The organism is Streptomyces sp. NBC_00461 (genome assembly GCF_036013935.1).
Taxonomy (GTDB): Bacteria; Actinomycetota; Actinomycetes; order Streptomycetales; family Streptomycetaceae; genus Streptomyces.
In genome coordinates, this window is record NZ_CP107902.1 from 9,800,954 (window position 1) to 9,825,476 (window position 24,523).

Genomic DNA, 24,523 nt, shown 5'->3' on the forward strand with positions numbered 1-24,523 from the left:
GGAAGTTGCGGTTCCGTGATGACTACTCCTGTGTATGTCGCACGCACGTCGTGACAACGTCCCGCAGACTGTCGGTCCGTGCGAGCAGGTCGCGCTGAATCCGCGCGCCCGTGCCGCCGTTCAGCAGCCGGGCACAGGTCGCCTCGGCGCGCTCCAGGTCACCGCTGTCGGCGAGCGCGTCGCCGACGTGTTCCACCAGCGCACGCACCACGGTCTCGGCGGGCAGCCGGCGCATGGTCGCGGGGTGCAGCAGCTCCTCGGCGAGACCGGAGCGCGCGGCCTGCCAGGCGGCCATCCGGAGCAGGCTGACGCTGTGGTCCGCCGGCTCGTGGCCCGCCCGCCACTCGCGCGCGGCCGTCTCGACCAGGCCCCGGGTCAGCAGCGCGACGAGGACGGCCGTGTCGGCGTGCAGGCACACGTCCGCGACCCGGACCTCCACCGTGGGGTACGTCTGGGACAGGCGCGCGTCGAAGTAGATCATCCCCTCGTCGAGGATCACCCCGCTCGCGACCATGTCCGCCACGCGGCGGTGATAGCGCTCGGCCGACCCGAAGAGCTCGGTCGGCCCGGCCGAGGGCCAACGCTGCCACACGCGGCTGCGATAGCTGTCGTAGTGGCTGTCCTTGCCCTGCCAGAAAGGGGAGTTGACACTGAGTGCCGCGATCACCGAAAGCCAGGGCCGGACGCGGTCGAGGACCGCGACGCCCTCCTCGTCGGAGTCGACGGCCACATGGACGTGGCAGCCGCACACCAGCTGCTCCTGGGCGGCGAGACCGTACTGCTCCACCATCCACTGGTAGCGGGTGCCCTTCCCCACGGTCGGGCTCACCGGCAGCGGCGAGCTGGCGAGGGCGGCCACCGTGCACCCGATCTCCCCGGCGTGCCGTGCTGCCTCCTTGCGGCAGCGGACGATCTCCGCGCTCAGGTCCGCCATCTCGGCCTGGGGATGCGTGGCGAACTCCAGCATCTGACCGTAGAGCTCCTTCTCGAACACCCCCTCGTCGGTGTCGTCCTGCTCCGCCCGGGCCAGCACCGCGGCGGACAGCGCCTTCGGTTCACCGGTCTCCGGGTCCACGAGGAGGAGTTCCTCCTCCACTCCGACGGTCCGCACCTTCAGGCCGCCTCTCTGCGACATCGCCATGGCTACGACGTCACCGAGTACCCCGCCGATCGTCACCCCAACGGGGTCAGCCACACGGTGGCGAGCGGCGGCAGCGTGAGGGTGATCCTGCCCTCCACCACCTTGAGATCGTCCGGGTTGGTGACGTCGCTTCCGCCGTAGCGCGCGGCGTCGGTGTTGAGGGCCTCCCGCCAGGCGGGGACGGAGTCGGGCGCCCAGAGGTGGTAGTCGTGGCGGACGACGGGGGAGAGGTTGGAGACCGCGAGCAGCGGGGTGCCGTCGGCGGCGAACCTCAGGAACGCGAAGACGTTGTCCTCGGCGGCGTCCCCCATCACCCACTGGAAACCGGACGGCCGGGTGTCCTGCTGCCACAGAGCCGGTGTGCCCCGGTAGACGGAGTTGAGGTCGCGGACCAGGTCCCTGACGCCGCGGTGATCCGGCTCCGCACCGTAGCCGGAAGAGACCAGCCACCAGTCCGGGCCGTGCGCCTGTGACCATTCCGACCCCTGGGCGAACTCCTGGCCCATGAACAGGAGTTGCTTGCCCGGGTGGGCCCACATGAAGCCCAGGTACGCGCGGTGGTTGGCGCGCTGCTGCCACCAGTCGCCCGGCATCTTCGACACCAACGACTGCTTGCCGTGCACCACTTCGTCGTGGGAGATGGGCAGGACGTAGTTCTCGCTGTAGGCGTACACCATCGAGAACGTCATCTCGTTGTGGTGGTACTTGCGGTGCACCGGCTCGTGCTCCATGTAGCCGAGCGAGTCGTGCATCCAGCCCATGTTCCACTTCAGCCCGAAGCCCAGACCACCGCTCTCGGTGGGGCGGGTCACCCCGTCCCACGCCGTCGACTCCTCGGCGATGGTCACCACACCGGGTGCCCGCCGGTACACGGTCGCGTTCATCTCCTGCAGGAACGCCACCGCGTCCAGGTCCTCGCGCCCACCGTGCACGTTGGGCGTCCACTGGCCCGAGTCACGCGAGTAGTCCAAGTACAGCATGGAGGCCACGGCATCCACCCGCAGGCCGTCGATGTGGAACTCCTCGCACCAGTAAACGGCGTTCGCCACAAGGAAGTTGCGCACCTCGACGCGCCCGAAGTCGAACTCGTAGGTCCCCCAGTCCGGGTGCTCGGCCCGCCGCGAGTCGCCCGGTTCGTACAACGGATCCCCGTCGAACCGCGCCAACGCCCAGTCGTCCTTGGGGAAGTGGGCGGGAACCCAGTCCATGATCACGCCGATGCCCGCCTGATGCAGGGCGTCGATCAGGTGCCGGAGGTCGTCGGGGCTGCCGAGCCGTGCGGTCGGCGCGTAGTAGGAGGTGACCTGGTAGCCCCAGGAGGGCCCGAAGGGGTGCTCGGCGACCGGCATCAGCTCGACATGGGTGAAACCGAGGTCCTTCACGTACGCCGGCAGCTGCTCGGCGAGTTGACGATACGTCAGCCCCGGTCGCCAGGACGGCAGATGAATCTCGTACACCGAGAACGGCGCCTCGTGCACCGGGATGTCCCCACGGTGTGCCATCCACTCCGCGTCGCCCCACTCGTAGTGCGGGGCCGTCACCACGGACGCCGTCGCGGGCGGTACCTCGGTGCAGCGGGCCATCGGGTCGGCCTTGAGGAAACGGCCGCCGTAGCGGGAGGTGATCTCGAACTTGTAGCGGGCGCCCTCACCGATGCCGGGCACGAACAGCTCCCACACCCCGGCCGCGCCCAGCGAACGCATCGGCAGCGCCGTCCCGTCCCAGCAGGTGAACTCCCCGGCGACCCGGACCCCTTGGGCGTTCGGCGCCCACACGGTGAACCGGGTGCCCGCCACCGCGTCGTGGGTCATCGGCTCGGCGCCGAGCACCTTCCACAGCTGCTCGTGCCGGCCCTCACGGATGAGATGCAGGTCGAGTTCGCCGAGCGCGGGCAGGAAGCGGTACGGGTCCGCCGTCTCGTGCTCACCGTCCGCGTACCCGACCACCAGCGTGTACTCGGGGATCGTGTCGAGGGGCAGCACGCCGGAGAACAGGCCGTCGCCCTCGGAGGCCAGCCGGTGCCGCTCCCCGCCGACGACGACACCGACCGTGCGGGCGTACGGGCGCAGGGCGCGGAAGGCGATGCCGCCCGCGACCGGGTGGGCGCCCAGCAGCGCGTGCGGATCATGGTGCCGGCCGGTGAGCAGGCGTTCGCGGTCGCCGGGGTCCAGCGCAGGAGCGGCAGCGCTCCTGGCGATGAGCGGGCCGGACGGCTCGGGGAGCGAGGTGTCACGCAGTGCCACGTCTTCAGCCTCCTCTTACGGCGAGACGTTCGATCGCCGCCATGGGTACGGGGAGCCAGCCCGGTCGGTGCCGGGCTTCGTACAGGACCTCGTACACGGCTCGGTCGGTCTCATAGGCACGCAGCAGGCCGTGCTTCTTGCGCGGGTCCCAGCCGGCCCGCTCGGCGTAGCCCGCGCAGTACGCCTCGCGACAGCGTCGGGCCCACTCCGGGCGCCAGGGCCGGCGCTGCCGGGCGGCGTAGTCGAAGGAGCGCAGCATGCCCGCGATGTCGCGCACCGGGGACTGGGCGCTGCGGCGCTCGGCGAGAGGGCGGGACGGCTCGCCCTCGAAGTCGATGACGAACCAGTCCCGGCCGGCCCGCAGCACCTGGCCCAGGTGCAGGTCGCCGTGGATGCGCTGGGCCGGCGGGCCGGGATCGCAGGCGACCAGCGCGCCGAAGGCGGTGCGCAGCCCCGGTACATGGGGACGCAGCGCGGGCACGCAGTGCGCCGCGGAGTCCAGGCGCTCGGCCATCGCCGCCGCCGTCCGCGCGCTCTCGTCGTGGGCCCCGGTGGGGAAGGCCGCGGCCAGCGCGAGATGCACGTCCGCGGTGGCCCGGCCCAGCTCGTGGGCCTGCACGGTGAAGTCGTCGCCGGAGGCGAGCGCCTGCAGGGCCAGCGCCCAGCCGTCGGAGGCGTCGGGCAGGAACGGCTGCAGTACGCCGAGCGTCGCCTCCTGCGGATGTGTCGTACGGAACCAGGCCACGGGCGCCGGTACCCGCCCGCAGCCCTGCTCGGCGAGCGCCCCGGGCACCTCCAGGTCCGGGTTGACGCCGGGCTGGATGCGCCGGAAGACCTTGAGGATGAACGCGTCGCCGTACACCAGCGAGGAGTTGGACTGCTCGGCCTCCAGCACCCGCGGCACGAGCCCGGCGGGCACCTGCACGGACGGGTCGCCCTCGAAGCACAGCGGACCCGCCGTGCCGGGGCGCCGCAGCCGCTCCAGGAGCAACTGCGCCGAACGCGGATCCTGCAGCGCGTCGTACACCATGAGGCCGGCCAGCGGTCCCGTCTCCGCCCTGCCGATCAGCGCCCGGCCGAGCCTCGGCGACAGGTGTTTGCGCACGCCGAGCAGCAGCTGGTAGCAGTCACCGGCCGGCGCGGCACCGCTGGGCGCGGGAACCCCGGTGGGACCGGCGTGCACCAGCAGATGCAGACAGCCCGGGAACAGCTCGGTCACGGACAGCAGACCGAGGTCCGTGACCGGCCGGTCCTTGCCCGCGAACCAGCGCTGCCGCGGCAGCCACTCGCGCAGCAGCCCGGCGAGCGAGGCCATGGGACCGGTGGCGACGCTGCATCTGGGACGGAGCGATGCGGTCTTCTGCATGGTGACGCGTCCTTTCCTCGCCTCACGCTCAGGGTCGTCGGCCGATGCGGGATGCGACTCGGGTGAGCCGGAACCAGTAGAAGCCGTGGCCCGCGAGGGTCAGCAGGTACGGCAGCTCGCCGATGGCCGGGAAACGCACCCCGCCGATGAGCTCCACGGGGTGGCGCCCGTCGTAGGCGCGCAGGTCGAGCTCGGTGGGCTGCGCGAAGCGGGAGAAGTTGTTGACGCACAGCACCAGGTCGTCCCCGTACTCCCGCAGAAAGGCCAGGACCGCCGGGTTGGAGGACGGGAGTTCCGTGAAGGAGCCGAGGCCGAAGGCCGGGTTCTGCTTGCGGATCTCGATCATCCGGCGGGTCCAGTGCAGCAGCGAGGACGGATCGGACATCGAGGCCTCGACGTTGGTGACCTGGTAGCCGTAGACGGGGTCCATGATGGGCGGCAGGGACAGCCGGCCCGGATCACAGGACGAGAAGCCCGCGTTGCGGTCGGGCGTCCACTGCATGGGGGTGCGTACGGCGTCGCGGTCGCCGAGCCAGATGTTGTCGCCCATGCCGATCTCGTCGCCGTAGTAGAGGATCGGCGAGCCGGGCAGGGACAGCAGCAGGGCGGTGAACAGCTCGATCTGGTTCTCGTCGTTGTCCAGGAGCGGGGCGAGCCGCCTGCGGATGCCGATGTTGGCGCGCATACGCGGGTCCTTCGCGTATTCGGCCCACATGTAGTCGCGTTCCTCGTCGGTGACCATTTCGAGGGTCAGCTCGTCGTGGTTGCGCAGGAAGATGCCCCACTGGCAGCCCGAGGGAATCGCCGGGGTCTTGGCGAGGATTTCCGAGACGGGGTAGCGGGATTCCCGCCGTACGGCCATGAAGATGCGCGGCATGACCGGGAAATGGAACGCCATATGGCATTCGTCCCCGCCGGACTGGTAGTCGCCGAAGTAGTCGACGACGTCCTCCGGCCACTGGTTGGCCTCCGCCAGCAGCACCGTGTCCGGATAGTGGGTGTCGATGTCACGACGGACGCGCCTGAGGAACGCGTGGGTGGCGGGCAGGTTCTCGCAGTTGGTGCCCTCGGACGCGTACAGATAGGGCACGGCGTCCAGGCGGAACCCGTCGATGCCCAGGTCCAGCCAGAAGCGCAGGGCGGCCAGGATCTCCTCCTGCACCGCCGGGTTCTCGTAGTTGAGATCGGGCTGGTGGGAGAAGAACCGATGGAAGAAGTACTGGCCCCGGACCGGGTCGAAGGTCCAGTTGGAGGCCTCGGTGTCGACGAAGATGATCCGCGCGTCGGCGTACTGCTTGTCGTCGTCGGCCCACATGTAGTAGTCGCCGTAGGGCCCGTCGGGGTCCTTCCTCGACTCCTGGAACCACGGGTGCTGGTCGCTGGTGTGGTTCATGACGAAGTCGATGATGACGCGCATGCCGCGCTGGTGCGCGGCGTCGACGAACTCCACGAAGTCGGCCAGGTCGCCGAACTCCGGCAGGACGGCCGTGTAGTCCGAGACGTCGTAACCGCCGTCTTTGAGGGGCGACTTGAAGAACGGGGGCAGCCACAAGCAGTCGACGCCCAGCCACTGCAGGTAGTCGAGCTTGGCGGTGATGCCCTTGAGGTCGCCGACGCCGTCGCCGTTGCTGTCCTGGAAGGAGCGGACGAGGACCTCGTAGAAGACCGCACGCTTGAACCACTCCGGGTCCCGGTCCCTGGCGGGGGTGTCCTCGAAGGTGTCCGGGACGGGCTGGTTGACAGACATGTCGCTGTGACTCTCCGATCAGTGGCTACGCGGACGACTGCTGGACGTGGAGCACATGTGCCGGGGCCCGCCCGGGATCCAGGCGCACATAGTTGGTTCTGCCCCAGTGATAGGTCTCACCCGTCAGTTCGTCGTGCGCGGACATGAATGCGTGCCACTCCAGGCCGAGTTGCGGCATGTCCAACGAGACCGTGGCCTCCTGGGTGTGGTGCGGGTCGAGGTTGGCGACGACGAGAACCGTGTCCCCGCCCGTGGTCTTGCTGTACGCGATGACCATGTCGTTGTCGGTGGGGTGGAAGCGGAGGTTCCGCAGCCGCTGGAGAGCCGGATGCCGCCGTCGGACGGTGTTGAGTTTGGTGATGAGGGGGGTGATGGTGCGGCCCTCGCGTTCGGCGGTCTCCCAGTCGCGGGGTTTGAGCTGGTACTTCTCCGAGTCGAGGTATTCCTCGCTGCCCTCGCGCAGGGGGGTGTTCTCGCACAGTTCGTAGCCGGAGTAGATGCCCCAGGTGGGGGAGAGGGTGGCGGCCAGCACGGCGCGCAGTTCGAAGGCGGGCCGGCCGCCGTGCTGGAGGAACTCGTGCAGGATGTCGGGGGTGTTGACGAAGAAGTTGGGCCGCATGTAGGCGGCCGTCTCGCCGGACAGCTCGGTGAGGTAGTCGGTCAGTTCCTGCTTGCCGGTGCGCCAGGTGTAGTAGGTGTAGGACTGCTGGAAGCCGGTCTGGGCCAGGGTGCGCATCATGGCGGGGCGGGTGAACGCCTCGGCGAGGAAGATCACGTCCGGGTCGGTGGCGTTGATCTGGGCGATCACCCGCTGCCAGAAGACGACCGGTTTGGTGTGCGGGTTGTCGACCCGGAAGATCCGCACGCCGAGGTCCATCCACAGCCGCAGGACCCGCAGGGTTTCGGTGATCAGCCCGTCCAGGTCGGCGTCGAAGGCGATCGGGTAGATGTCCTGGTACTTCTTGGGCGGGTTCTCGGCGTAGGCGATGGTGCCGTCGGGGCGGTGGTGGAACCACTCGGGGTGTTTGGCCACCCAGGGGTGGTCGGGGGAGCACTGCAGGGCGAAGTCGAGGGCGATCTCCAGGCCGTGGTCGGCGGCCTGGCGCACGAACCAGGCGAAGTCGTCGAGGGTGCCCAGCTGGGGGTGGACGGCGTCGTGGCCGCCCTCGGGGGAGCCGATGGCCCAGGGCACGCCGACGTCGTCGGGGCCGGCGGAGAGGGTGTTGTTGCGGCCCTTGCGGAAGGTGGTGCCGATGGGGTGGATCGGGGGCAGGTAGAGCACGTCGAAGCCCATGGCGGCGATGGCGGGCAGCCGGCGGGCGGCGGTGCGGAAGGTGCCGTGCGGGACGGCGGGGGTGCCCTCGGAGCGGGGGAAGAACTCGTACCAGGCGCCGTACAGGGCGCGCTCGCGTTCCACCAGCAGCGGCAGGGTCTGCGAGGCGGTGACGAACTCGCGCAGCGGATGCCGGGCCAGCACCGCGTCCACCTCCGGCGTCAACGCCGCCGCCAGCCGGGTGGCGACCGGCAACGAGTCGTCGCGCAGGGTCGCCGCCGCCGCCAGCACCGCCGCACGCCACGGGCCCTCGGGAACCCCGGCGGCCAGCCGCTCATGCAGGTCGCCGCCCTCCTCCAGAACCAGGCCGGTGTCGATGCCCGCCGGGACCTTGATGCGGGCGGTCCGACGCCAGGTGGCCACCGGGTCGCTCCAGGCCTCCACCCGATACGTCCACTCGCCCACGGAGGTGGGCGTGACCTCGGCGCCCCAGCGGTCGGAGCCGGGGGAGAGTTCCCGCATCGGCGTCCACGGGCCGTGCTGGCCCTCCGGATCGGTCAGTACGACGTTGGCGGCGACCGCGTCGTGCCCCTCCCGGAACACGGTCGCGCTGACCTCGAACGTCTCTCCCGCTACCGCCTTGGCCGGGTGCCTTCCGCAGTCCACCGCCGGGCGGACGTCCCGCACCGGGATGCGGCCGATGGCCGGAGTCGAACTCATGGGTCTCACCTCCGTCGTGCTGGAGACCGGGCCGTCTGCCCGGTCGGGGAATACGAGCTGTGCCGCGGAGGGGTTACCTCTCCGCGGCGAAGTGCTGGTGCGCCTTCGGCGGACCGTGCATGTCGGCGGCACCGGTTCGGGGCAGCTCTTCGGACTCCCGGAGGTAGCCGGCCGTTCGGGGCAGCTCTTCGGTCTCCCCGAGGTAGGCGCCGAGGGTGGACCGGAGATAGCGCTCGGCGGCGTCCGCGGCCTCGCGGGCACAGCGTTTGCCCATCAGTACGCACAACGTGTAGCCCGAGTCCTCGAAAGTGGCTCGCACCGCGCGATCGGCGGGGGACGCGAGCATGACGCGTTCCCAGGCCCGATACCGCCGCAGTTGCCGGGCCACCTCGGCTTTGGCCGGTAGCAGCATGACGCCCTTCACTTTCCGGGGGCTCGATCGCACGTCTCCCGACCGTCGGGCGGCGGCCGTGCGTGGGCACGCACGGATCCGTTACGGGCATCGAGGTCTTCACACATGGTGCACGTACAGTGACCCAACGTCTTGTTGGATCCTCAACTATCCGGGGTGTCGGTCACCCCGAGTGCGCTCGTGTTGCACGAATGGCGTAGTGCTCCCACTCTTGAGGTGACTCAGGAGCGATCAACGCTCACGCTTTGCGTACGGGGCTCGTCCCGCAGGGGCGAGGAGAGCGGGAGCTTCGCCGGTGAGGAGCCAACGACGATGAAGACCGCAGTGCCCTGCTACTACCACCTAGATGTGGAAGTCAGTCCGGAACGGGTCGGGCAGGTTCGGCGCATCCTGGCCGCACACCTCCGGCTCTGGGATCTCGAGACACTGGTCGAGCCCGTCTGCAGCGGCGCCGAGCTGCTGCTGAAGGCCATCGACGAGCACGCGACGGACAAGAACACGTCGATCGAGATGTGGTGGAACGGACAGCACCTGATCACCGCCGTGGCGGAGAACGACAGCGAGCTGCGTCCGGACCTGGATCTGCGCGCCTGCCTGCAGCGGATCGCCGCCATGAGCGACGGCTGGGGCTGTTGTGCCACCGACAACGGCAGCAAGGTCATCTGGTTCTCGCAGCGGGCCCGCGCCGGCGAGCGGATGCCCCTGGTGCCCCTGGCCCCCGCGCCGAACCTGCGCGAGGTCCTCAAGGTGCCCCGCGAGGTGCGGGCCACGGTGCTGGCCGGTCAGGTGCGCGCGTCGGACGGCCTCCTGGAGGACGCCCGGTGACCGCGAAGCGCCGCCGCAGGTCAAAGGCAGGGGTGCCCGTCTGGAGCGGGCACCCCTACCCGTTGGGCGCCGCCTTCGACGGCAAGGGCACCAACTTCGCCCTCTTCAGCGAGGTCGCCGAACACGTCGAGCTCGTCCTCGTCGACGACCAGGGCAACGAGCGCTGTGTCCCGGTGACCGAGGTCGACGGCTTCGTCTGGCACTGCCACCTGCCGGACGTCGGACCAGGGCAGCGCTACGGCTACCGGGTGCACGGGCCATGGCACCCGGACCTGGGCCACCGCTGCAATCCCGCGAAGCTGCTCCTCGACCCGTACACCCGGGCGGTGGACGGGCAGGTGGACAACCACGCCTCCCTCTTCGAGCGTTCGCCCAGCGGCCGCTCCCGGTCCGACAGCGCCGGACACACCATGCTCGGCGTGGTCACGGATCCCGCCTTCGACTGGGGTGACGACAGACCGCCGCGGCAGCCGTACGCCGACAGCGTCATCTACGAGGCCCACGTACGGGGCCTGACCCGCACCCACCCCGACGTCCCGCCCGAACTCCGCGGCACCTACGCCGGACTCGCGCATCCCGCGGTCGTCGAGCACCTGAAGAACCTGGGCGTGACGGCGGTCGAGCTGATGCCGGTGCACCAGTACGTGCAGGACGGTGTGCTGCAGGGCCGCGGGCTGTCCAACTACTGGGGCTACAACACGATCGGCTTCTTCGCCCCGCACAACGCCTACGCCGCCCACGGCACCCGCGGCCACCAGGTCACCGAGTTCAAGTCGATGGTGAAGGCGCTGCACGCGGCCGGCCTCGAAGTGATCCTCGACGTCGTCTACAACCACACCGCCGAGGGCAACGAGAAGGGCCCCACGCTCTCCTTCCGCGGCATCGACAACGCCTCGTACTACCGCCTGGTGGACGGCGACTGGCGGCATTACTACGACACCACCGGCACCGGCAACAGCCTGCTGATGCGGCACCCCTACGTACTGCAGCTGATCATGGACTCGCTGCGGTACTGGGTCACCGAGATGCACGTCGACGGCTTCCGCTTCGACCTCGCGGCCACGCTGGCCCGCCAGTTCCACGAGGTGGACCGGCTGTCGGCGTTCTTCGACCTGATCCAGCAGGACCCGGTGATCAGCAGGGTCAAGCTGATCGCGGAGCCGTGGGACGTGGGGGAGGGCGGCTACCAGGTGGGCAACTTCCCGCCGCTGTGGTCGGAGTGGAACGGCAAGTACCGGGACACCGTGCGGGACTTCTGGCGCACCGAGCCGCACACGCTGGGCGAGTTCGCCTCCCGGCTGACCGGCTCCTCCGACCTCTACCAGCACAGCCGGCGCCGCCCCCGCGCCAGCGTCAACTTCGTGACCGCGCACGACGGATTCACCCTGCGCGACCTGGTCTCGTACAACGACAAGCACAACGAGGCCAACGGAGAGGGCAACCGGGACGGCGAGAGCGACAACCGGTCCTGGAACTGCGGAGTCGAGGGCGAGACCGACGACCCGGGCGTACGGGAACTGCGCGGCCGCCAGCAGCGCAACTTCCTGGCCACCCTGCTGCTCTCGCAGGGCATCCCGATGCTGAGCCACGGCGACGAACTGGGCCGCACCCAGGGCGGCAACAACAACGCCTACTGCCAGGACAACGAAGTCTCCTGGATCGACTGGGAGCTGACCGGGGAACAGCGGGGACTCGGCGAGTTCGTCCGCCACGTCATCGGACTGCGTGCCGCCCACCCCGTCCTGCGCCGCCGCCGGTTCTTCCGCGGCGACACCCCGACGCACCCAGGCCAGCCGCTGCCCGACCTGGTGTGGCTGGCGCCGGACGCCCGGGAGATGACGGAGGAGGACTGGCAGCGCCCCGACGCGCACTCCGTCGGCGTCTTCCTCAATGGCGACGCCATAGCGGAACCCGACGCGTGCGGCCGTCCCGTGGTGGACGACTCGTTCTTGCTCCTGCTCAACAGCTACTGGGAGCCGGTCGAGTTCCGGCTGCCGGACGTCACGTACGGCGAACGCTGGACGACGCTCCTCGACACCGCCGTCCTGGGGGACGCCCCCGACGAGACGGAGCACAAGGCGGGCACCGTCATGAGCGTCGAGGCGCGCAGCCTGGTCCTGCTCACCCGCCCCGCCCGTACCGCGGGCTGAGCGTCAGCGTTCGCGGCGCGACGTCACGGTGAACTGTGCGCCGTCGGCGTCGCGCAGCACCGCCTCGTCGTTGCCCTTCGACAGGACGCTGCCGCCGTGCAGCTCGGCGGCCCGTACACAGGCCGCCACGTCCTCGACCGCGAAATGGACCTGCCAGTGCGGCCGAATGGTGGGATCGGGGGCCGCACCCAGGGCGCCGGACTCGATGCGCGCCACGATGTCGCCCTGGCTGCGCAGCACGACCTCGCCGCCCTCGTAGTGGACCTCGACGCGGCCGGGCCGCTCGGACGCCCAGTCGAGGACCTCGCCGTAGAAGATCGCGGCGTCGAAGGCGTCGCGCGTGTGCAGCCTGATGAAGGTCGGGGCCGAGTGCCGCCACTTCTCCCAGTCGCCGACGAGCGCTCCCTCCCAGATCCCGAACGTCGCCCCGTCACGGTCGGCCAGCAGCGCCGCCCGCCCGGGCGGGAACGAGATCGGCCCGACGGCGGCCGTACCGCCCCGCTCCTGCGCGCGCGCCACGGCCTCGTCCGCACTGGGCACGGCGAAGTACACCGTCCAGGCCACCGCCATCTGCCACATGTCGGCGACGGCGGCGAGCCCGGCCACGGGCGTCCCGTTCACCAGTGCCATACGGAAGCGGTCACCCAGCTTGGCGGGGCGCCACTCCCAGCCCAGTACGGCCCGGTAGAAGTCCTCGGTGGCGTCGCGGTCACGGCTGGTCAGACTCACCCAGCAGGGTGCCCCGGACACGGAGTCCGAGGACACGACCTTCGTCGTACCACGCGGGCCTGAGGTGTCGTTGTTCATGGCAGTCGTGTCCTGGTCTCGTCCACCGGCGGCCACCGGTTTCGTACCAGTGTCCAACCGGAACCGCTCCGGCCGCCTGTCGAGTACCCCCGGAGTGGGGCCGAAACGGCTGCCCGGCCGTCCGTCACCCGGTGGCAGGGGGCCGGGCGGGTGCCACTATGGACGAGTGGCACAGGCACCGGAACCCGCCGACGAGACAGCCCGCATCTTCGAACTGCAGGAAGAGGTCGATCAGCTGAAGGAAGCGGTCGCCTCGCACGCCGTCGTGGACCAGGCCATCGGGATGATGGTCGCCCTGGGCCGGGTGACGCCGGACGAGGGGTGGGCCGTGCTGAAGGAGGTGTCCCAGCACACGAACATCAAGCTCCGGAATGTCGCGGAACTCATTCTCATCTGGGGCCGCAACGGCGAGATGCCCCCGGAGATCGGCGCCGAACTGGAAGACGCCCTGGACCGCTACGGCCCCACGCAGATCCCCGGGGCCCCACCCGAGCGGTGAGGCGACGGGCCGCGCGGGGTCGGACGCCCGCGGCTCAGCCGGCCCCCGCGAGGAGTTCCTCGCGCAGCTGCGCGAAACAGCTGCTGAGCAGGCGGGACACATGCATCTGCGAGATGCCGAGCTGCTCTGCGATGCGGTTTTGCGTCATGCCCCGGAAGAACCTGAGATAGAGGATGGTGCGCTCACGCTCCGGCAGAGCCAGGAGACAGGGCCCGACGGCCACGCGGTCGACGACGACGTCATAGGCCGGATCGGTGCTGCCGAGCGCGTCCGACAGTGCGAATCCGTCGGTGCCGGGCATCTCGGCGTCCAGCGACAGCGCGGTGAAGCACTCCAGGGCCTCCATCCCCGCACGCACCTCGGCCTCGCTCAGCTGCGCGTGCCGGGCGATCTCGCTGACGGTGGGTCCACGCCCGGGGATCGTCTGGGACAGCTCCTTCACGGACTGCCGGACCCTGTTGCGCAGGTCCTGGACCCGGCGCGGCACGTGCAGCGTCCACATGTGGTCGCGGAAGTGCCGCTTGATCTCGCCGGTGATGGTCGGCACCGCGTACGCCTCGAAGGCGTGGCCGCGGTCGGGGTCGTAGTGGTCGACGGCCTTGACCAGTCCGAGTGCCGCGACCTGATAGAGGTCCTCCAGGGCCTCCCCGCGTCCCCTGAAGCGGACGGCGATCCGCTCGGACATGGGCAGCCAGGCCCGGACCAGGTCGTCCCGCAGCCGCCGGCGCTGCGGACCGTCCGGCAGCCGGGCGAGTCGTTCGAAGGCTTCGGCGGTGTCGGGGGCGTCGTCGTGCGGGTGTGGTTTCGCTCTGCCGCCGGTGACACGCATCGTGCGCACCTCCCTGGGACGGTGCCGAGAGGACGGACAGACACCATGGGAGATACGGACCCGGAACGGCGAAGGACGTCCGGAGCCTGATCGGCTCCCACGGACGTGCCTCCAGTCCGAAGCACGTAGTGCAGATGCCCAGAGCAGGAACTTCTAAAACAAAACGGACGAAGAGTGCGAACCCGGTATGTGCTTGACCGTCTGCTTGACCGTCCCTTGGGATCATTACCTCTGCTACAGAGGTAATCTGCTGACGTGGAACCGGAAACCTTCCCGGACGAGCTGATCGACGCCCTCATCGGCGTCCAGCGGCTTCTCCGGCGCCGTCTGCGCCCCCAGATCGCCCCGCAGCTGCGCGGCGCCGAGGTCGAACTGCTGCGCCTGGTCGTGACCCGGCCCGGCGTCGGCATCTCCGACGCCGCCAAGGAGCTGCACCTGGCCGGCAACTCGGTGTCGACGCTGGTCAACCAGTTGTCCCGGCAGGGCTATCTGGTCCGCGAGACCGACCCCGCCGACCGGCGCGCCGCCCGGCTGATGCCGACTCCCGCGGCCGAGGCCCGCCTCAGCGAGTGGCGCAAACGGCGCGCCGAACTCGTACGAGGCGGGCTGTCCCGTCTCCACGAGACGGACCGGGAGGCACTGCGCGCGGCCGTTCCGGCCCTGCGCGAGCTGGCCGACACCCTGCACGAGGAGGCCGAGGAGTCATGACGCAGGACGCTGACACCGGTCGGGCCGAGGCCGTCACCTGCACCGGACTCGCCTACACCTTCGGTGAGACCAACGCGGTCGACGGACTCGAACTGTCCGTGCGGGAGGGCGAGGTCTTCGGACTGCTCGGCCCGAACGGCGCCGGGAAGACGACCGCGATCCGGTGCATCACCACGCTGCTGCCGGTCCCCGCCGGAATGGTCCGTGTCTTCGGCCATGACGCGGCCGGGGACCGGATGGCCGTACGCCGCCTGCTCGGCTACGTGCCGCAGCAACTGTCCGCCGACGCGGGCCTCACCGGCCGCGAGAACGTGGCACTTTTCGCCCGCGTCTTCGACGTCCCCCGCGGCGAACGCGCCGACCGCGTCGGCCAGGCCCTGAACGCCGTGGACCTCACCGACGCCGCCGACCGGCTGGCCGGCACCTACTCCGGTGGCATGGTCCGCCGGCTGGAACTCGCGCAGGCACTCGTCAGCGCACCCCGCCTGCTGATCCTCGACGAGCCGACCATCGGCCTCGACCCGATCGCCCGCACCGGGGTGTGGGAGCACATCAACGCCGTACGCACCGCCACCGGCATGACCGTGCTGGTGACCACCCACTACATGGACGAGGCCGACCAGTACTGCGACCGGGTCGCCCTGATGCACCGAGGCCGCATCCGGGCCCTCGGCACCCCGGACGAGCTCAGGGAGGGGCTCGGCGAGCGCCGGCGCGCCGCCGGCGCCGGGGCCACGGACCCGCTGCCCACACTGGAGGACGTCTTCCGCGACGTCGCGGGCAGTGGCCTCGACGACCAGGCAGGAGATTTCCGCGATGTCCGAAGCACCCGCCGCACCGCGAACCGCGTCGGCTGACCCCACGCGCACAGACGGCATCGACCTTCTTCTGCGGCCGCCCCAGCCCCGCGCGGGCTGGCGGGTGCTGCCCGCCCGGGTGGGGGCGATGTGCGCCGTCGAACTGCAGAAGCTGCGCCACGACCGCACCGAGCTGTACACCCGCGCGGTGCAGCCCGCCCTGTGGCTGCTGATCTTCGGACAGACCTTCACCCGGATCAAGGCGATACCCACCGGCGGCATCCCCTACGTCGACTACCTGGCGCCCGGCATCATCGCCCAGTCCGCGATGTTCATCGCCATCTTCTACGGCATCCAGATCATCTGGGAGCGGGACGCGGGCATCCTCAACAAGCTGCTGGTCACGCCGACTCCGCGCTCGGCGCTGATCACCAGCAAGGCGTTCGCGGCCGGGGTGAAGTCCCTGATCCAGGCCGTCGTCGTCGTTCTCATCGCCGCGCTGCTCGGAGTGGCGCTCACCTGGAACCCGCTGAAGCTGCTCGGTGTCGCCGGGATCGTGATCCTCGGATCCGCCTTCTTCTCCTGCCTGTCGATGTCCATCGCCGGCATCGTCCTCAGCCGCGACCGCCTCATGGGCATCGGACAGGCCATCACGATGCCGCTGTTCTTCGGCTCCAACGCCCTCTACCCCGTCTCGATCATGCCGGGCTGGCTCCAGGCCATCAGCAAGATCAACCCCCTGAGCTACCAAGTGGACGCCCTGCGCGGCCTTCTCCTCGGCACGCACGCGCACATGGCCCTCGATTTCGGGGTGCTGCTCGTGGCCGCCGCGCTCGGCATCACCGCCGCGTCCTCGCTCCTCGGCCGGCTGGCCCGCTGATCATGTTCCGGAACGTGATGTGCGGCACGCGCGTGTGCCCGTCCGTCCCGCCCGTCCGTCAGTTCTTCCTGCGCAGCGCTTGATCACTGATCAAGGGGGTGAATTCGCTGGCCACAGCGCATTCTGCTCATTTGACAGTGCACTGAGCGCACAGATAGGAAGCAGCTCTCTGAGGTCGAAGAGGTGGACTGTGTACGAGCCGAACGTGGTCGGGGACTGGCAGGAGTACGACGAGCATGCCGGCCTGCGTGTCCGCGTCCACCGTCTGGAAGCCGCCGAGCCGCCGCGCGGACGGGACGACGCGGCCGAGGGACTCACGTACTTCTGTGTCCGGGTGACCGTCGAGAACCGTGGCAGCGGGCACTCCACCATCCATCTCGAGGACGGCCAGATCGACGTACGGATCGGCCCCGACGGTGAGGCCGCGTTCATCGACTGGCGCAACTCGCAGTTCATCGAGGGCTTCGACGTCTATCCGCTGCGCCGGGCCACCGCCGTGCTGTTCGCGGCGGGCCCCGAGGCCGGCCTCGGCCAGGTCGACGTGCAGATCCAGCTGCGGGTCGACGAGGAGTGGGCCGACCGCCGCCTGTGGGCCGGCGGTATCGGAATGCACGAGGACGCCGTCGGCGCCCACACGGGTGCGGCACGGGACAGCCTGGCCCACCAGGTGAGCAACTTCCTCAGGGACCAGGCGGAAGAGGGCACGGCCTGAGCCGCGCCCGCCCGGTCCGCTGCCCGCTCAGTGCGGGATGCCGTCGATGAGCTCGCGGGCGCCCTGACGCAGCAGGGCCACGGCGACCGATGTGCCCAGGGTCGCCGGGTCGAGCCGGCCGGCCCACTCGTGGGCGTTGAGCCGGGTCTTGCCGTCCGGGGTGAACACGCAGGCCCGCAGCGACAGTTCGCCGCCGTGGTCCATGCGCGCGTACCCCGCGATCGGGCTGTTGCAGTGCCCCTGCAGGACGTGCAGCAGCATGCGCTCGGCGGTGGCCTCCCGGTGGGTGTCCGGATCACCGAGTCCGCTGACCACGTCGATGACTTCGGTGTCGCCCTCCCGGCACTGCAGGGCGAGGATGCCCGCGCCGATGGACGGCATCATCGCCTCGGGGGAGAGGATCTCGCTGATCACGTCCTCGCGGCCGATGCGTTCCAGGCCCGACACCGCGAGCAGCAGCGCGTCCGCCTCGCCGGCCGCCAGTTTCGCGAGCCGCCGGTTGGCGTTCCCGCGGAACGGCACGCACTCCAGGTGCGGGTGGGTGGCGGCGAGTTGGGCGACCCGGCGCACCGAGAAGGTACCGATCCGGGTCCCGTCCGGGAGCTCGTCCAGGGTGAGGCCGCCCGGATGGACCAGGGCGTCACGGATGTCGTCCCGCTTCAGGAACGCGGCGAACGTCGTGCCTGCCGGCAGCGGCCGGTCGGCCGGCACGTCCTTGAGGCAGTGCACCGCGAGATCGGCCTCGCCCGCGAGCAGCGCGGCGTCCACCTCCTTGGTGAACGCCCCCTTGCCCTCCACCATGGACAGGGCGCCCATCCACTTGTCACCGGTCGTCTTCACCGGCACGACCTCGGTGCGCACACCGGGATGCAGGACCGCCAACTCGGCGCGGACACGCTCCACTTGGGCGAGCGCCATGGGCGAGTCGCGGGAGACGATACGGATCAGTTCGGGGACGGACATGCGGACACGATAGACCCCTGAACCAGGGCGCCCGTGCGGTACCGCTCGATCGCGACCCGAATCACGCCACAGGAATGCGCGGACGCGCCCCGTACGGACTGCCGGGCTCCGGCGTGTACAGCGACCAGGCCCGGCACACGCACCCCACGCGTCTACCGCGACTCCGCGACCGCGCGTACCGGCTTGTCCTCGGGCCAGGTCAGCACGGCGAGGGCGCCCACGGTGAGCATCCCGCCGGCCAGGAAGGTGCCGCGCGCGCCGGTGAGCGGCAGCAGGGCTCCGCCGAGGAGGGCGCCGGCGGCCACACCCGCGTTGAAGGCTGCCGAGTTGGCCGCGAGTGCCGACTCGGTGCGGCCCGGCGCCACCCGTAGGACCTGGCTCTGCGTCGCCATGAAGACCGGCGCCACCGAGGCGCCGAGCAGCATGAGCAGGGCGACCGCCGCCACCTGACTGCTCGCTGCCGCGTAGAGGCCGAGCAGGGCCGCCGCCTGGGTGGCCACCGGCACGGTGAGCGTGGCGCGCGGGAAGCGGTCGAGGAGCGGTCCGGCGAGCGCGACACCGGCCAGTGCGGCCGCCCCGAACGCGAACAGCACGCCGCTCATCGCGTCCTCGCCGAACCCGCCGACGTCCTCCAACAGCACGACGACGTACGTGAATCCCGCGAACACCCCCGTCACCGACAGGGCGGTGGTGGCCACGACGACGAAGAACCGGCGCCGGTCCGGGGCGACGCCGTACGCGGCATGGCCCTCCTGGGGGTGGGAGGTCGGGAGCAGGGCGGCTACGACGACGAGGGAGGCCAGCGCAAGCGCGCCGAGCACCGCGAACGGCGCGTGCCAGCCGCCGCGACCACCCAGCCAGGTCCCCGCCGGAACGCCGAGGACCGTGGCCAGCGAACCGCCGACCGACAGCAACCCCATGACGCGGCCCCGCCGTCCGGGAGGGAACAGTCCGACCGCGACCGGCCCCATCAGCACCCAGAACGACGCCTGCGCGAGCGCGGTGCCCACCCGCGCCGCCAGCACCAGCGCGTACGAGATGCTCCCCAGCGCCGACACCCAGCTGGCAGCCGCCAGCAGTCCCAGCAGCCCGGCGAGCAGGTACCGGCGGGGCACGGAGCGGGTGAGACGGGCGGCCGGCAGCGACACCACGGCCACTGTCAGCCCGTACCCGGTGACCAGCGCGCCGACGGCCGTGGGCGACACCCGCAGGTCGGCCGCCATGAGCGACAGCAGTCCCGTGGGGAGGTTCTCGGCGGTGTTGAAGGTGAAGGCCGCCAGCATCAGGGCCGCGACGACGGCGCTCCTGCGCCATGCGGCCGGACGTACGCTGCCCATCCAGGTGCCCTTCTGGGTGTCGGGAAAGAGTCGGGGCAAGCGTGCTGATCCCGCGGCACGGGCTTCTACTGTTTCGTTCCAGACCGAATCGCATCCGACCGGCATCGCCCACGGAGGCCGTCTTGCCGCTGACCCTGCATCTGGGCTCCGCCGACCTGACGCGCTGCCGGTTCGCGATCTCGCCCCTGTGCCAGACCCACGAGGCCCTGCGCATGCTGCGCCGCCCGTCCCGGCATGGCTACCACCGCGCCTGGCTGCGCCGGACGGGCCGTACCCTGGCCGGCCTGGATCTCACGCTCCTGTGGCTGTTCGTCCCGCGCCCCGGCGGCTACACCCCGGACTTCCTCGGCCCGCCGCCCGACCAGCCGTACCCCTCCATCGACGACGAACTGGCCAGGATGCGTGCCACCGACCCCGCGCTCGCCCGCGTCGAGATGGCCCGCTCGCTCGCCTGCACGCCCGGCCTCACCGTGTCACCGCCGGGGCGCGCCGCCCTCGACGACCCGGCCGGCACCGTACGCCGCCTCGCCGATCTCACCGAACTGGCCTGGCACGCCCTGATCGCCCCGGACTGGCCGCGCCACCGCGCCGTGCTGGAAGCCGACATCGCGCACCGCTCCCGGAAGGCCGCCGACGGCGGCCTCGACGCGCTGCTCACCGGCCTGCACCCCGCCGTCGACTGGGCCGGCCACAGCCTCACCCTGCGCATGTACGAGGACCAGGCGGTCGCCCAACGGCCCGACGGGCGGGGCATCCTGCTCATGCCCAGCGTGTTCGTGTGGCCGGATGTGGTCAGCGCCTACGCGCGCCCCTGGCAACCGACGGTCCTCTACCCGGCCATGGGGATGGGCCGCCTGCACACCGTCCCGGCACCGCGGCCGCCCGAGGCCCTCGCGCGGCTGCTGGGCCACCACCGCGCCGCGCTGCTCACCGGCCTGACGATGCCCGCCTCCACCTCGGAACTCGCGGTCCGGCACAGCCTGGCCCCGTCCACTGTCTCGTCCCATCTGACGGCCTTGCGCGCGGCAGGGCTGCTCGATGCGCGGCGCCAGGGTTACTACGTGCTGTACCGGCGCACGGCGTTGGGAGACGCGCTGGTGGCGGGCGGATAGGGGCGCCTCCCGAGGGCGGGCGGAATCTCAGACGGGCCTCAGGCGGGCCCGTGGGTCGAGTCCTGCCGGACGGACGGGTCGATTCCCAGGGCCGCCGGACCGAAGCCGAAGGGCTCGCTCGGATTCCGTGGGAAGCCCGCGGCGCGGCTGGACGACACGCACACGCGCATGGCGTTCGCGCGAGACGTCGGCGAGCGGTCAGAGGCCGGCGAGCAAGGAGTCGAGCGGGGCGGGTACGCGGTCGGGGTCGAGGGCCTCGACGAGGACGCGGCCGTAGCGGATCTTGCGCCCCTTCTTGGTACCGAGGAAGCGCCGCAGCTGTTGCTGTGCGGTGCGGCCCTGCTGTGCGGGCTGTCGCAGGAAGGTCTGCAGGGCGCGCAGGTCGCCTTCCGCCCGGACGAGTTCCTCCACCCGGGCCACGCCCAGGGCGCGGATGAGTTCGTCCTCCAGATCTGCCGCGCAGACGAAGAAGCCGTCCTGTGCCGCGCCGACCCGCTCCAGGGCGCGGGCGTAGTAGGGACGCTCGCGTTCGTCGCACAGTCCCGTGAGACGAAGGCCGAGACCGGGTGGCCCGAGGAGATCGGCGAACCGGCCGACGCTCATCGCACCGCCCATCGGCAGGACGCAGACTCCTTCGGCCGCCAGGTCCCGGCCCCGACGCGTGGCCAGTGCGCCGACCGCGGCGGCATCGCTCGGCCCTTCGAGCAGGACCGCCGCCCGGAGGGGCAGTCGTGCGGACAGCTCGCGCGCGAGGTCGCCGTTGCCACCGGCAGCCCAGACGGTGACCGCTTCCCGGAACGACCCCATGTCAGCCATACGACGAGTCTCGGCTCGCCACCGGCCTCGGCGCCAGGGGATTTCGGCCGGTGCCCCGGTCGTCGGTGAGCAGTTCAGCGCGGGTGGTCGGCCCGGACGCTGCCGTGGCCACGGCGGGACTCGCCCGTCCAGGAACGACTCGCCGGATTCGGCAGCGGGACGCCTGCGCTCGTGAGCCGCGGTGAATGAGGGAGTGAGTGGGGGAGTGGAGGGGGAAAAGGACGGGGGACTCGGGCGGTGTTCAGGGGGAGCGAGATGCGGAGTGAGGAAGCAGCATGACGGACATCGACGCCTTCACGAGCCGGCTGAACCCCGACATGTGCGTGGTCACGGCCGAGACGACCGCGGAGCGGTCGGGGTGCCTGGTCGGCTTCGCCTCGCAGTGCTCCATCCGGCCGGTGCGTTTCGTGGTGTGGCTCTCCAAGGCCAACCACACCTACCCCGTGGCCTGTGCCGCGGACTGTCTGGCCGTTCACCTGCTGACCCGTGACCAGCACGAGCTGGCGGCGCTGTTCGGCGGGCGGACGGGCGACTCGGTCGACAAGTTCGCAGGGGTGCCGTGGAAGCGGGGGTACGGCGGGTCGGCGGTCCTGGAGGACGCCGCGGCCTGGTTCGTCGGCACCGTGGACCGCCGCGTCGACGGAGGCGATCACGTCGGGTTCGTCCTGGAGCCCGTGGAGTGGGGCGGCCGTGCCGAGGGCCCCTTGCTGCGGCTCGACGACGTCCTCGACATCAGCCCCGGCCACCCGGCATGACATCGGCCGCGACACTCGCCATGACATCGGCCGCGCTTCTGCGCGATCGCGCCGTCTGACGGAATCTCACGTTCCGCGACCACCCCTGAGTGGCCTGTTTCATGGTCACTACAATATGAGCTCAAGACAACCATTCGGTCGGCCCGTTGGACGCGTGCCGGCCGGGGTCGCCGATGCCAGGGTCCGCTCCCCGGGCTGCGGTGATCTTCCTGCCCAGGAGGACCATTCCGCATGTTCCGACGTATTGGCACCACGGTCGTCCGACATCCCGTCTGGACGATCGTGGCATGGCTGATCGCGGCGGTGGCGATCGTCGCCACCGCACCGAGTCTGCCCTCGAACAGTGACGAGAGCAGTTTCCTGCCCAAGAGTTACGAATCGATCAAAGCGGCGGATCTCCAGCAGAGGGCGTTCCCCAGCGCCTTCACGCCGTCCGCGATCGCGCTGTACCAGCGCAGTGACGGCGGCAAGCTGACCGCCGAGGACAAGCAGGACGTCGCCCGGATCACCACCGAGCTGGGCAAGAAGCACATCGACCAGGTGCAGAAGGTCGTCCCCGGCCAGCCGTCCAAGGACGGCAGGTATGACCTGACCCTGGTCCAGATGGACAGCAAGAACGCCGGCCAACCCAAGCAGGCGGATGCCGCCAAGGTGCTGCGCGACGACGCCAAGGAGCTGGCCAAGGGCACGAACCTGGACGTCAAACTGGGTGGCTCCGCCGCGCAGGCGCTCGACCAGCAGGATTCCTCCAAGCGTGGCGAGGCCCTGATCGGCATCGGCACGTTCGTGATCATCCTGGTCACCCTGCTGATCATCTTCAGGGCGCCGATCCTGGCCCTGCTGCCCCTGATCACCATCGGCCTGGTGTCCGCGATCGCCAACGGGCTGATCGCGTACGCCACCAAGCTGTTCGACCTGCAGGCCAACAGCTCGATCTCGTCGATCCTGATCGTCGTGCTGTTCGGCGTGGGCACGGACTACTTCCTGTTCCTGATGTTCCGCTACCGAGAACGTCTGCGCGCCGGGGACGAACCCAAGTTGGCCATGGTGAACGCGGTCGGGCGCGTCGGTGAGGCCATCGCCTCGGCCGCCGGCGCGGTCATCATCGCCTTCCTCGCGCTCTCGCTGTCCACGCTGGGATTCCTCAAGCAGATGGGCCCGGCGCTGGCCATCGCGGTCACCGTCACGCTCATCGCGGGCCTGACTCTGATCCCGGCCGTCGTGTCGCTGATCGGGCCGAAGGTCTTCTGGCCCTCCAAGTCCTGGCAACGGGAGCCCGAGAACGCCCGGTTCGCCGCTCTCGGCCGTGGCGTGCAGCGCCGCCCGGCGCTGACCGCCGTGCTTTCCGGCCTCGTGCTGGTGGCGCTGTCGCTCGGCACCCTCGGCTACAAGGCCACGTTCGACCTGGCGTCCGGGTCCATGCCCAAGACCAAGGAGTCGATGGTCGTCCAGGACGAGATGCAGAAGGCGTACTCGGCGGGCGCGGCCGCGCCCACCGACGTCTATCTCTCCAGCACCGACGGCAAGCCGCTCGACAAGAGCGCCTTCACCGCGTACGCCCAGAAACTCGGGGCCGTGGACGGTGTCGCGAGCGCCCGTATGAGCCAGGTGAACAAGGACGGCACCACCGCCGACTTCACCGTCACCCTCAAGTACGAGGCGTCTACGGACAAGGCGATCGACGCGGTGGGCAGGGTGCGCGACGTCGCGCATTCCGACGCGCCTGACGGCACCGAAGCCCTCGTTGGCGGTATGTCCTCGATCTACAAGGACATCGACACCGCGGTCAACCACGACTACCGGACCGTGTTCCCCGTCGCCGCCTTGCTGATCATGCTGATTCTGGGGCTGCTGCTGCGCAGTGTGGTCGCGCCCTGGTATCTGATCGCCTCGGTGGGTCTCGGCTTCGGTGCGACTCTCGGCGCCACCGTGTGGATCTTCCAGGAAGGACAGGGACACTCGGGGCTGATGTTCATGCTCCCCGTGATCATGTATCTGTTCGTGGTCGCCATCGGCACCGACTACAACATCCTCATGATCGCCCGGCTCCGCGAGGAGGCACGCGAGGGCCGAGATCCGCGCGAGGCGGCCGGGATGGCGCTCAAGTACGCGGGTCCCACCGTGGCCGCGGCCGGTTTCATCCTGGCGGCGACCTTCGCCACGATGATGCTGGCGGGCAACGCGCTGCTCACGGAGATGGGTTTCGCGGTCTCCTTCGGCATCGCCGTCGCCGCCTTCGTGATGGCGATGTTCTTCACGCCCAGCCTGACCGCCCTGATCGGCCATGCGGCGTGGTGGCCGGGCCACGGCGACCGCGCGCAGGGACCGAGCGCCGAAGCGGGTCCCGGTTCCGTCGATGCCGGGACGCACTCGGGCGGAGGCCGGGGCGCGGCAGTACAGGACCCGGCGGGACGCCGGAACTAGTGGCAAC

Annotated in this window: 21 protein-coding genes; 10 read left to right on the forward strand and 11 right to left on the reverse strand. The window is 70.4% G+C overall.

Annotated elements, in window-relative coordinates:
- Window positions 1-22: 22 nt before the first annotated feature.
- From OG870_RS45310 to OG870_RS45335, 6 genes are all read right to left on the reverse strand, one after another.
- The gene (locus tag OG870_RS45310) at window positions 23-1,111 is read right to left on the reverse strand and encodes a glutamate--cysteine ligase 2 (RefSeq protein WP_327692374.1); all 1,089 of its coding nucleotides are present in this window, start codon (window positions 1,109-1,111) and stop codon (window positions 23-25) included.
- A gap of 62 nt (window positions 1,112-1,173) precedes the next feature.
- Window positions 1,174-3,384: a 1,4-alpha-glucan branching protein GlgB gene (gene glgB / locus OG870_RS45315; protein WP_327692179.1), complete on the reverse strand. Its 2,211-nt coding sequence runs from the start codon at window positions 3,382-3,384 to the stop codon at window positions 1,174-1,176.
- 4 nt (window positions 3,385-3,388) lie between these two features.
- Window positions 3,389-4,750 carry a maltokinase N-terminal cap-like domain-containing protein gene (locus tag OG870_RS45320; protein ID WP_266587811.1) on the reverse strand — a complete coding sequence of 454 codons (1,362 nt, stop codon included), beginning with the start codon at window positions 4,748-4,750 and terminating at the stop codon, window positions 3,389-3,391.
- Window positions 4,751-4,778: 28 nt separating this feature from the next.
- Entirely contained in the window at window positions 4,779-6,497 is a 1,719-nt protein-coding gene (treS, locus tag OG870_RS45325) for a maltose alpha-D-glucosyltransferase (protein WP_266842037.1), read from the reverse strand.
- Window positions 6,498-6,522: 25 nt separating this feature from the next.
- Window positions 6,523-8,490 carry an alpha-1,4-glucan--maltose-1-phosphate maltosyltransferase gene (locus tag OG870_RS45330; RefSeq protein WP_266587815.1) on the reverse strand — a complete coding sequence of 656 codons (1,968 nt, stop codon included), beginning with the start codon at window positions 8,488-8,490 and terminating at the stop codon, window positions 6,523-6,525.
- Between the two features lie 73 nt (window positions 8,491-8,563).
- Window positions 8,564-8,902: a DUF5133 domain-containing protein gene (locus OG870_RS45335; protein WP_266527716.1), complete on the reverse strand. Its 339-nt coding sequence runs from the start codon at window positions 8,900-8,902 to the stop codon at window positions 8,564-8,566.
- 312 nt (window positions 8,903-9,214) lie between these two features.
- On the opposite strand from OG870_RS45335, the gene OG870_RS45340 reads away from it, so the two are divergent.
- Window positions 9,215-9,727, forward strand: coding sequence for a pep a2 (locus OG870_RS45340; protein ID WP_266527719.1), 513 nt, complete (start codon window positions 9,215-9,217; stop codon window positions 9,725-9,727).
- Entirely contained in the window at window positions 9,724-11,877 is a 2,154-nt protein-coding gene (glgX, locus tag OG870_RS45345; protein ID WP_327692181.1) for a glycogen debranching protein GlgX, read from the forward strand. Before OG870_RS45340 ends, glgX begins: the two co-directional genes overlap by 4 nt.
- A 3-nt stretch (window positions 11,878-11,880) precedes the next feature.
- On the opposite strand, the gene OG870_RS45350 is transcribed toward glgX, so the two are convergent.
- Complete coding sequence (locus OG870_RS45350; protein WP_266527725.1) at window positions 11,881-12,684, reverse strand: VOC family protein; 804 nt, start codon at window positions 12,682-12,684, stop codon at window positions 11,881-11,883.
- 166 nt (window positions 12,685-12,850) lie between these two features.
- Between OG870_RS45350 and OG870_RS45355 the strand changes: the two genes are divergently transcribed.
- The gene (locus OG870_RS45355; RefSeq protein WP_266527728.1) at window positions 12,851-13,183 is read left to right on the forward strand and encodes an ANTAR domain-containing protein; all 333 of its coding nucleotides are present in this window, start codon (window positions 12,851-12,853) and stop codon (window positions 13,181-13,183) included.
- Between the two features lie 34 nt (window positions 13,184-13,217).
- On the opposite strand, the gene OG870_RS45360 is transcribed toward OG870_RS45355, so the two are convergent.
- Window positions 13,218-14,012: a SigB/SigF/SigG family RNA polymerase sigma factor gene (locus tag OG870_RS45360; protein WP_266527731.1), complete on the reverse strand. Its 795-nt coding sequence runs from the start codon at window positions 14,010-14,012 to the stop codon at window positions 13,218-13,220.
- A 255-nt stretch (window positions 14,013-14,267) separates the two neighbouring features.
- On the opposite strand from OG870_RS45360, the gene OG870_RS45365 reads away from it, so the two are divergent.
- The 4 genes from OG870_RS45365 (at window position 14,268) to OG870_RS45380 (ending at window position 17,109) form a co-directional block, all read left to right on the forward strand.
- Window positions 14,268-14,720: a MarR family winged helix-turn-helix transcriptional regulator gene (locus OG870_RS45365; RefSeq protein ID WP_266527734.1), complete on the forward strand. Its 453-nt coding sequence runs from the start codon at window positions 14,268-14,270 to the stop codon at window positions 14,718-14,720.
- Complete coding sequence (locus OG870_RS45370) at window positions 14,717-15,577, forward strand: ABC transporter ATP-binding protein (RefSeq protein ID WP_327692182.1); 861 nt, start codon at window positions 14,717-14,719, stop codon at window positions 15,575-15,577. Before OG870_RS45365 ends, OG870_RS45370 begins: the two co-directional genes overlap by 4 nt.
- A complete protein-coding gene (locus OG870_RS45375) occupies window positions 15,537-16,397 on the forward strand; it encodes an ABC transporter permease (RefSeq protein WP_327692183.1) in 861 nt (286 codons plus the stop codon). Before OG870_RS45370 ends, OG870_RS45375 begins: the two co-directional genes overlap by 41 nt.
- Window positions 16,398-16,587: 190 nt before the next feature.
- Window positions 16,588-17,109 carry a hypothetical protein gene (locus OG870_RS45380; RefSeq protein WP_266527743.1) on the forward strand — a complete coding sequence of 174 codons (522 nt, stop codon included), beginning with the start codon at window positions 16,588-16,590 and terminating at the stop codon, window positions 17,107-17,109.
- 27 nt (window positions 17,110-17,136) lie between these two features.
- On the opposite strand, the gene hemC is transcribed toward OG870_RS45380, so the two are convergent.
- Both hemC and OG870_RS45390 read right to left on the reverse strand, forming a co-directional pair.
- Window positions 17,137-18,072 (reverse strand): hydroxymethylbilane synthase, encoded by a 936-nt coding sequence (gene hemC / locus OG870_RS45385; protein WP_266587823.1) that lies wholly within the window; start codon window positions 18,070-18,072, stop codon window positions 17,137-17,139.
- A gap of 152 nt (window positions 18,073-18,224) precedes the next feature.
- Window positions 18,225-19,409, reverse strand: coding sequence for an MFS transporter (locus tag OG870_RS45390; RefSeq protein ID WP_327692184.1), 1,185 nt, complete (start codon window positions 19,407-19,409; stop codon window positions 18,225-18,227).
- 122 nt (window positions 19,410-19,531) lie between these two features.
- On the opposite strand from OG870_RS45390, the gene OG870_RS45395 reads away from it, so the two are divergent.
- The gene (locus OG870_RS45395) at window positions 19,532-20,521 is read left to right on the forward strand and encodes an ArsR/SmtB family transcription factor (RefSeq protein ID WP_327692185.1); all 990 of its coding nucleotides are present in this window, start codon (window positions 19,532-19,534) and stop codon (window positions 20,519-20,521) included.
- A 198-nt stretch (window positions 20,522-20,719) separates the two neighbouring features.
- On the opposite strand, the gene OG870_RS45400 is transcribed toward OG870_RS45395, so the two are convergent.
- The gene (locus tag OG870_RS45400; protein ID WP_266527751.1) at window positions 20,720-21,337 is read right to left on the reverse strand and encodes a TOPRIM nucleotidyl transferase/hydrolase domain-containing protein; all 618 of its coding nucleotides are present in this window, start codon (window positions 21,335-21,337) and stop codon (window positions 20,720-20,722) included.
- A gap of 275 nt (window positions 21,338-21,612) precedes the next feature.
- Between OG870_RS45400 and OG870_RS45405 the strand changes: the two genes are divergently transcribed.
- Window positions 21,613-22,092 carry a flavin reductase family protein gene (locus OG870_RS45405; protein ID WP_266842048.1) on the forward strand — a complete coding sequence of 160 codons (480 nt, stop codon included), beginning with the start codon at window positions 21,613-21,615 and terminating at the stop codon, window positions 22,090-22,092.
- A 231-nt stretch (window positions 22,093-22,323) separates the two neighbouring features.
- The gene (locus OG870_RS45410; RefSeq protein ID WP_327692186.1) at window positions 22,324-24,516 is read left to right on the forward strand and encodes an MMPL family transporter; all 2,193 of its coding nucleotides are present in this window, start codon (window positions 22,324-22,326) and stop codon (window positions 24,514-24,516) included.
- Window positions 24,517-24,523 lie beyond the last annotated feature (7 nt).

Bases quoted from the DNA above. Each gene is read 5' to 3' on its own strand.
- OG870_RS45350 (WP_266527725.1), bottom strand. From the start codon at position 12,684: ATGAACAACGACACCTCAGGCCCGCGTGGTACGACGAAGGTCGTGTCC.
- OG870_RS45375 (WP_327692183.1), top strand. From the start codon at position 15,537: ATGTCCGAAGCACCCGCCGCACCGCGAACCGCGTCGGCTGACCCCACG.
- OG870_RS45405 (WP_266842048.1), top strand. From the start codon at position 21,613: ATGACGGACATCGACGCCTTCACGAGCCGGCTGAACCCCGACATGTGC.
- OG870_RS45335 (WP_266527716.1), bottom strand. From the start codon at position 8,902: ATGCTGCTACCGGCCAAAGCCGAGGTGGCCCGGCAACTGCGGCGGTAT.
- OG870_RS45370 (WP_327692182.1), top strand. From the start codon at position 14,717: ATGACGCAGGACGCTGACACCGGTCGGGCCGAGGCCGTCACCTGCACC.
- OG870_RS45330 (WP_266587815.1), bottom strand. From the start codon at position 8,490: ATGAGTTCGACTCCGGCCATCGGCCGCATCCCGGTGCGGGACGTCCGC.
- OG870_RS45320 (WP_266587811.1), bottom strand. From the start codon at position 4,750: ATGCAGAAGACCGCATCGCTCCGTCCCAGATGCAGCGTCGCCACCGGT.
- OG870_RS45340 (WP_266527719.1), top strand. From the start codon at position 9,215: ATGAAGACCGCAGTGCCCTGCTACTACCACCTAGATGTGGAAGTCAGT.
- OG870_RS45360 (WP_266527731.1), bottom strand. From the start codon at position 14,012: ATGCGTGTCACCGGCGGCAGAGCGAAACCACACCCGCACGACGACGCC.
- OG870_RS45400 (WP_266527751.1), bottom strand. From the start codon at position 21,337: ATGGCTGACATGGGGTCGTTCCGGGAAGCGGTCACCGTCTGGGCTGCC.
- hemC (WP_266587823.1), bottom strand. From the start codon at position 18,072: ATGTCCGTCCCCGAACTGATCCGTATCGTCTCCCGCGACTCGCCCATG.
- OG870_RS45390 (WP_327692184.1), bottom strand. From the start codon at position 19,409: ATGGGCAGCGTACGTCCGGCCGCATGGCGCAGGAGCGCCGTCGTCGCG.
- treS (WP_266842037.1), bottom strand. From the start codon at position 6,497: ATGTCTGTCAACCAGCCCGTCCCGGACACCTTCGAGGACACCCCCGCC.
- OG870_RS45410 (WP_327692186.1), top strand. From the start codon at position 22,324: ATGTTCCGACGTATTGGCACCACGGTCGTCCGACATCCCGTCTGGACG.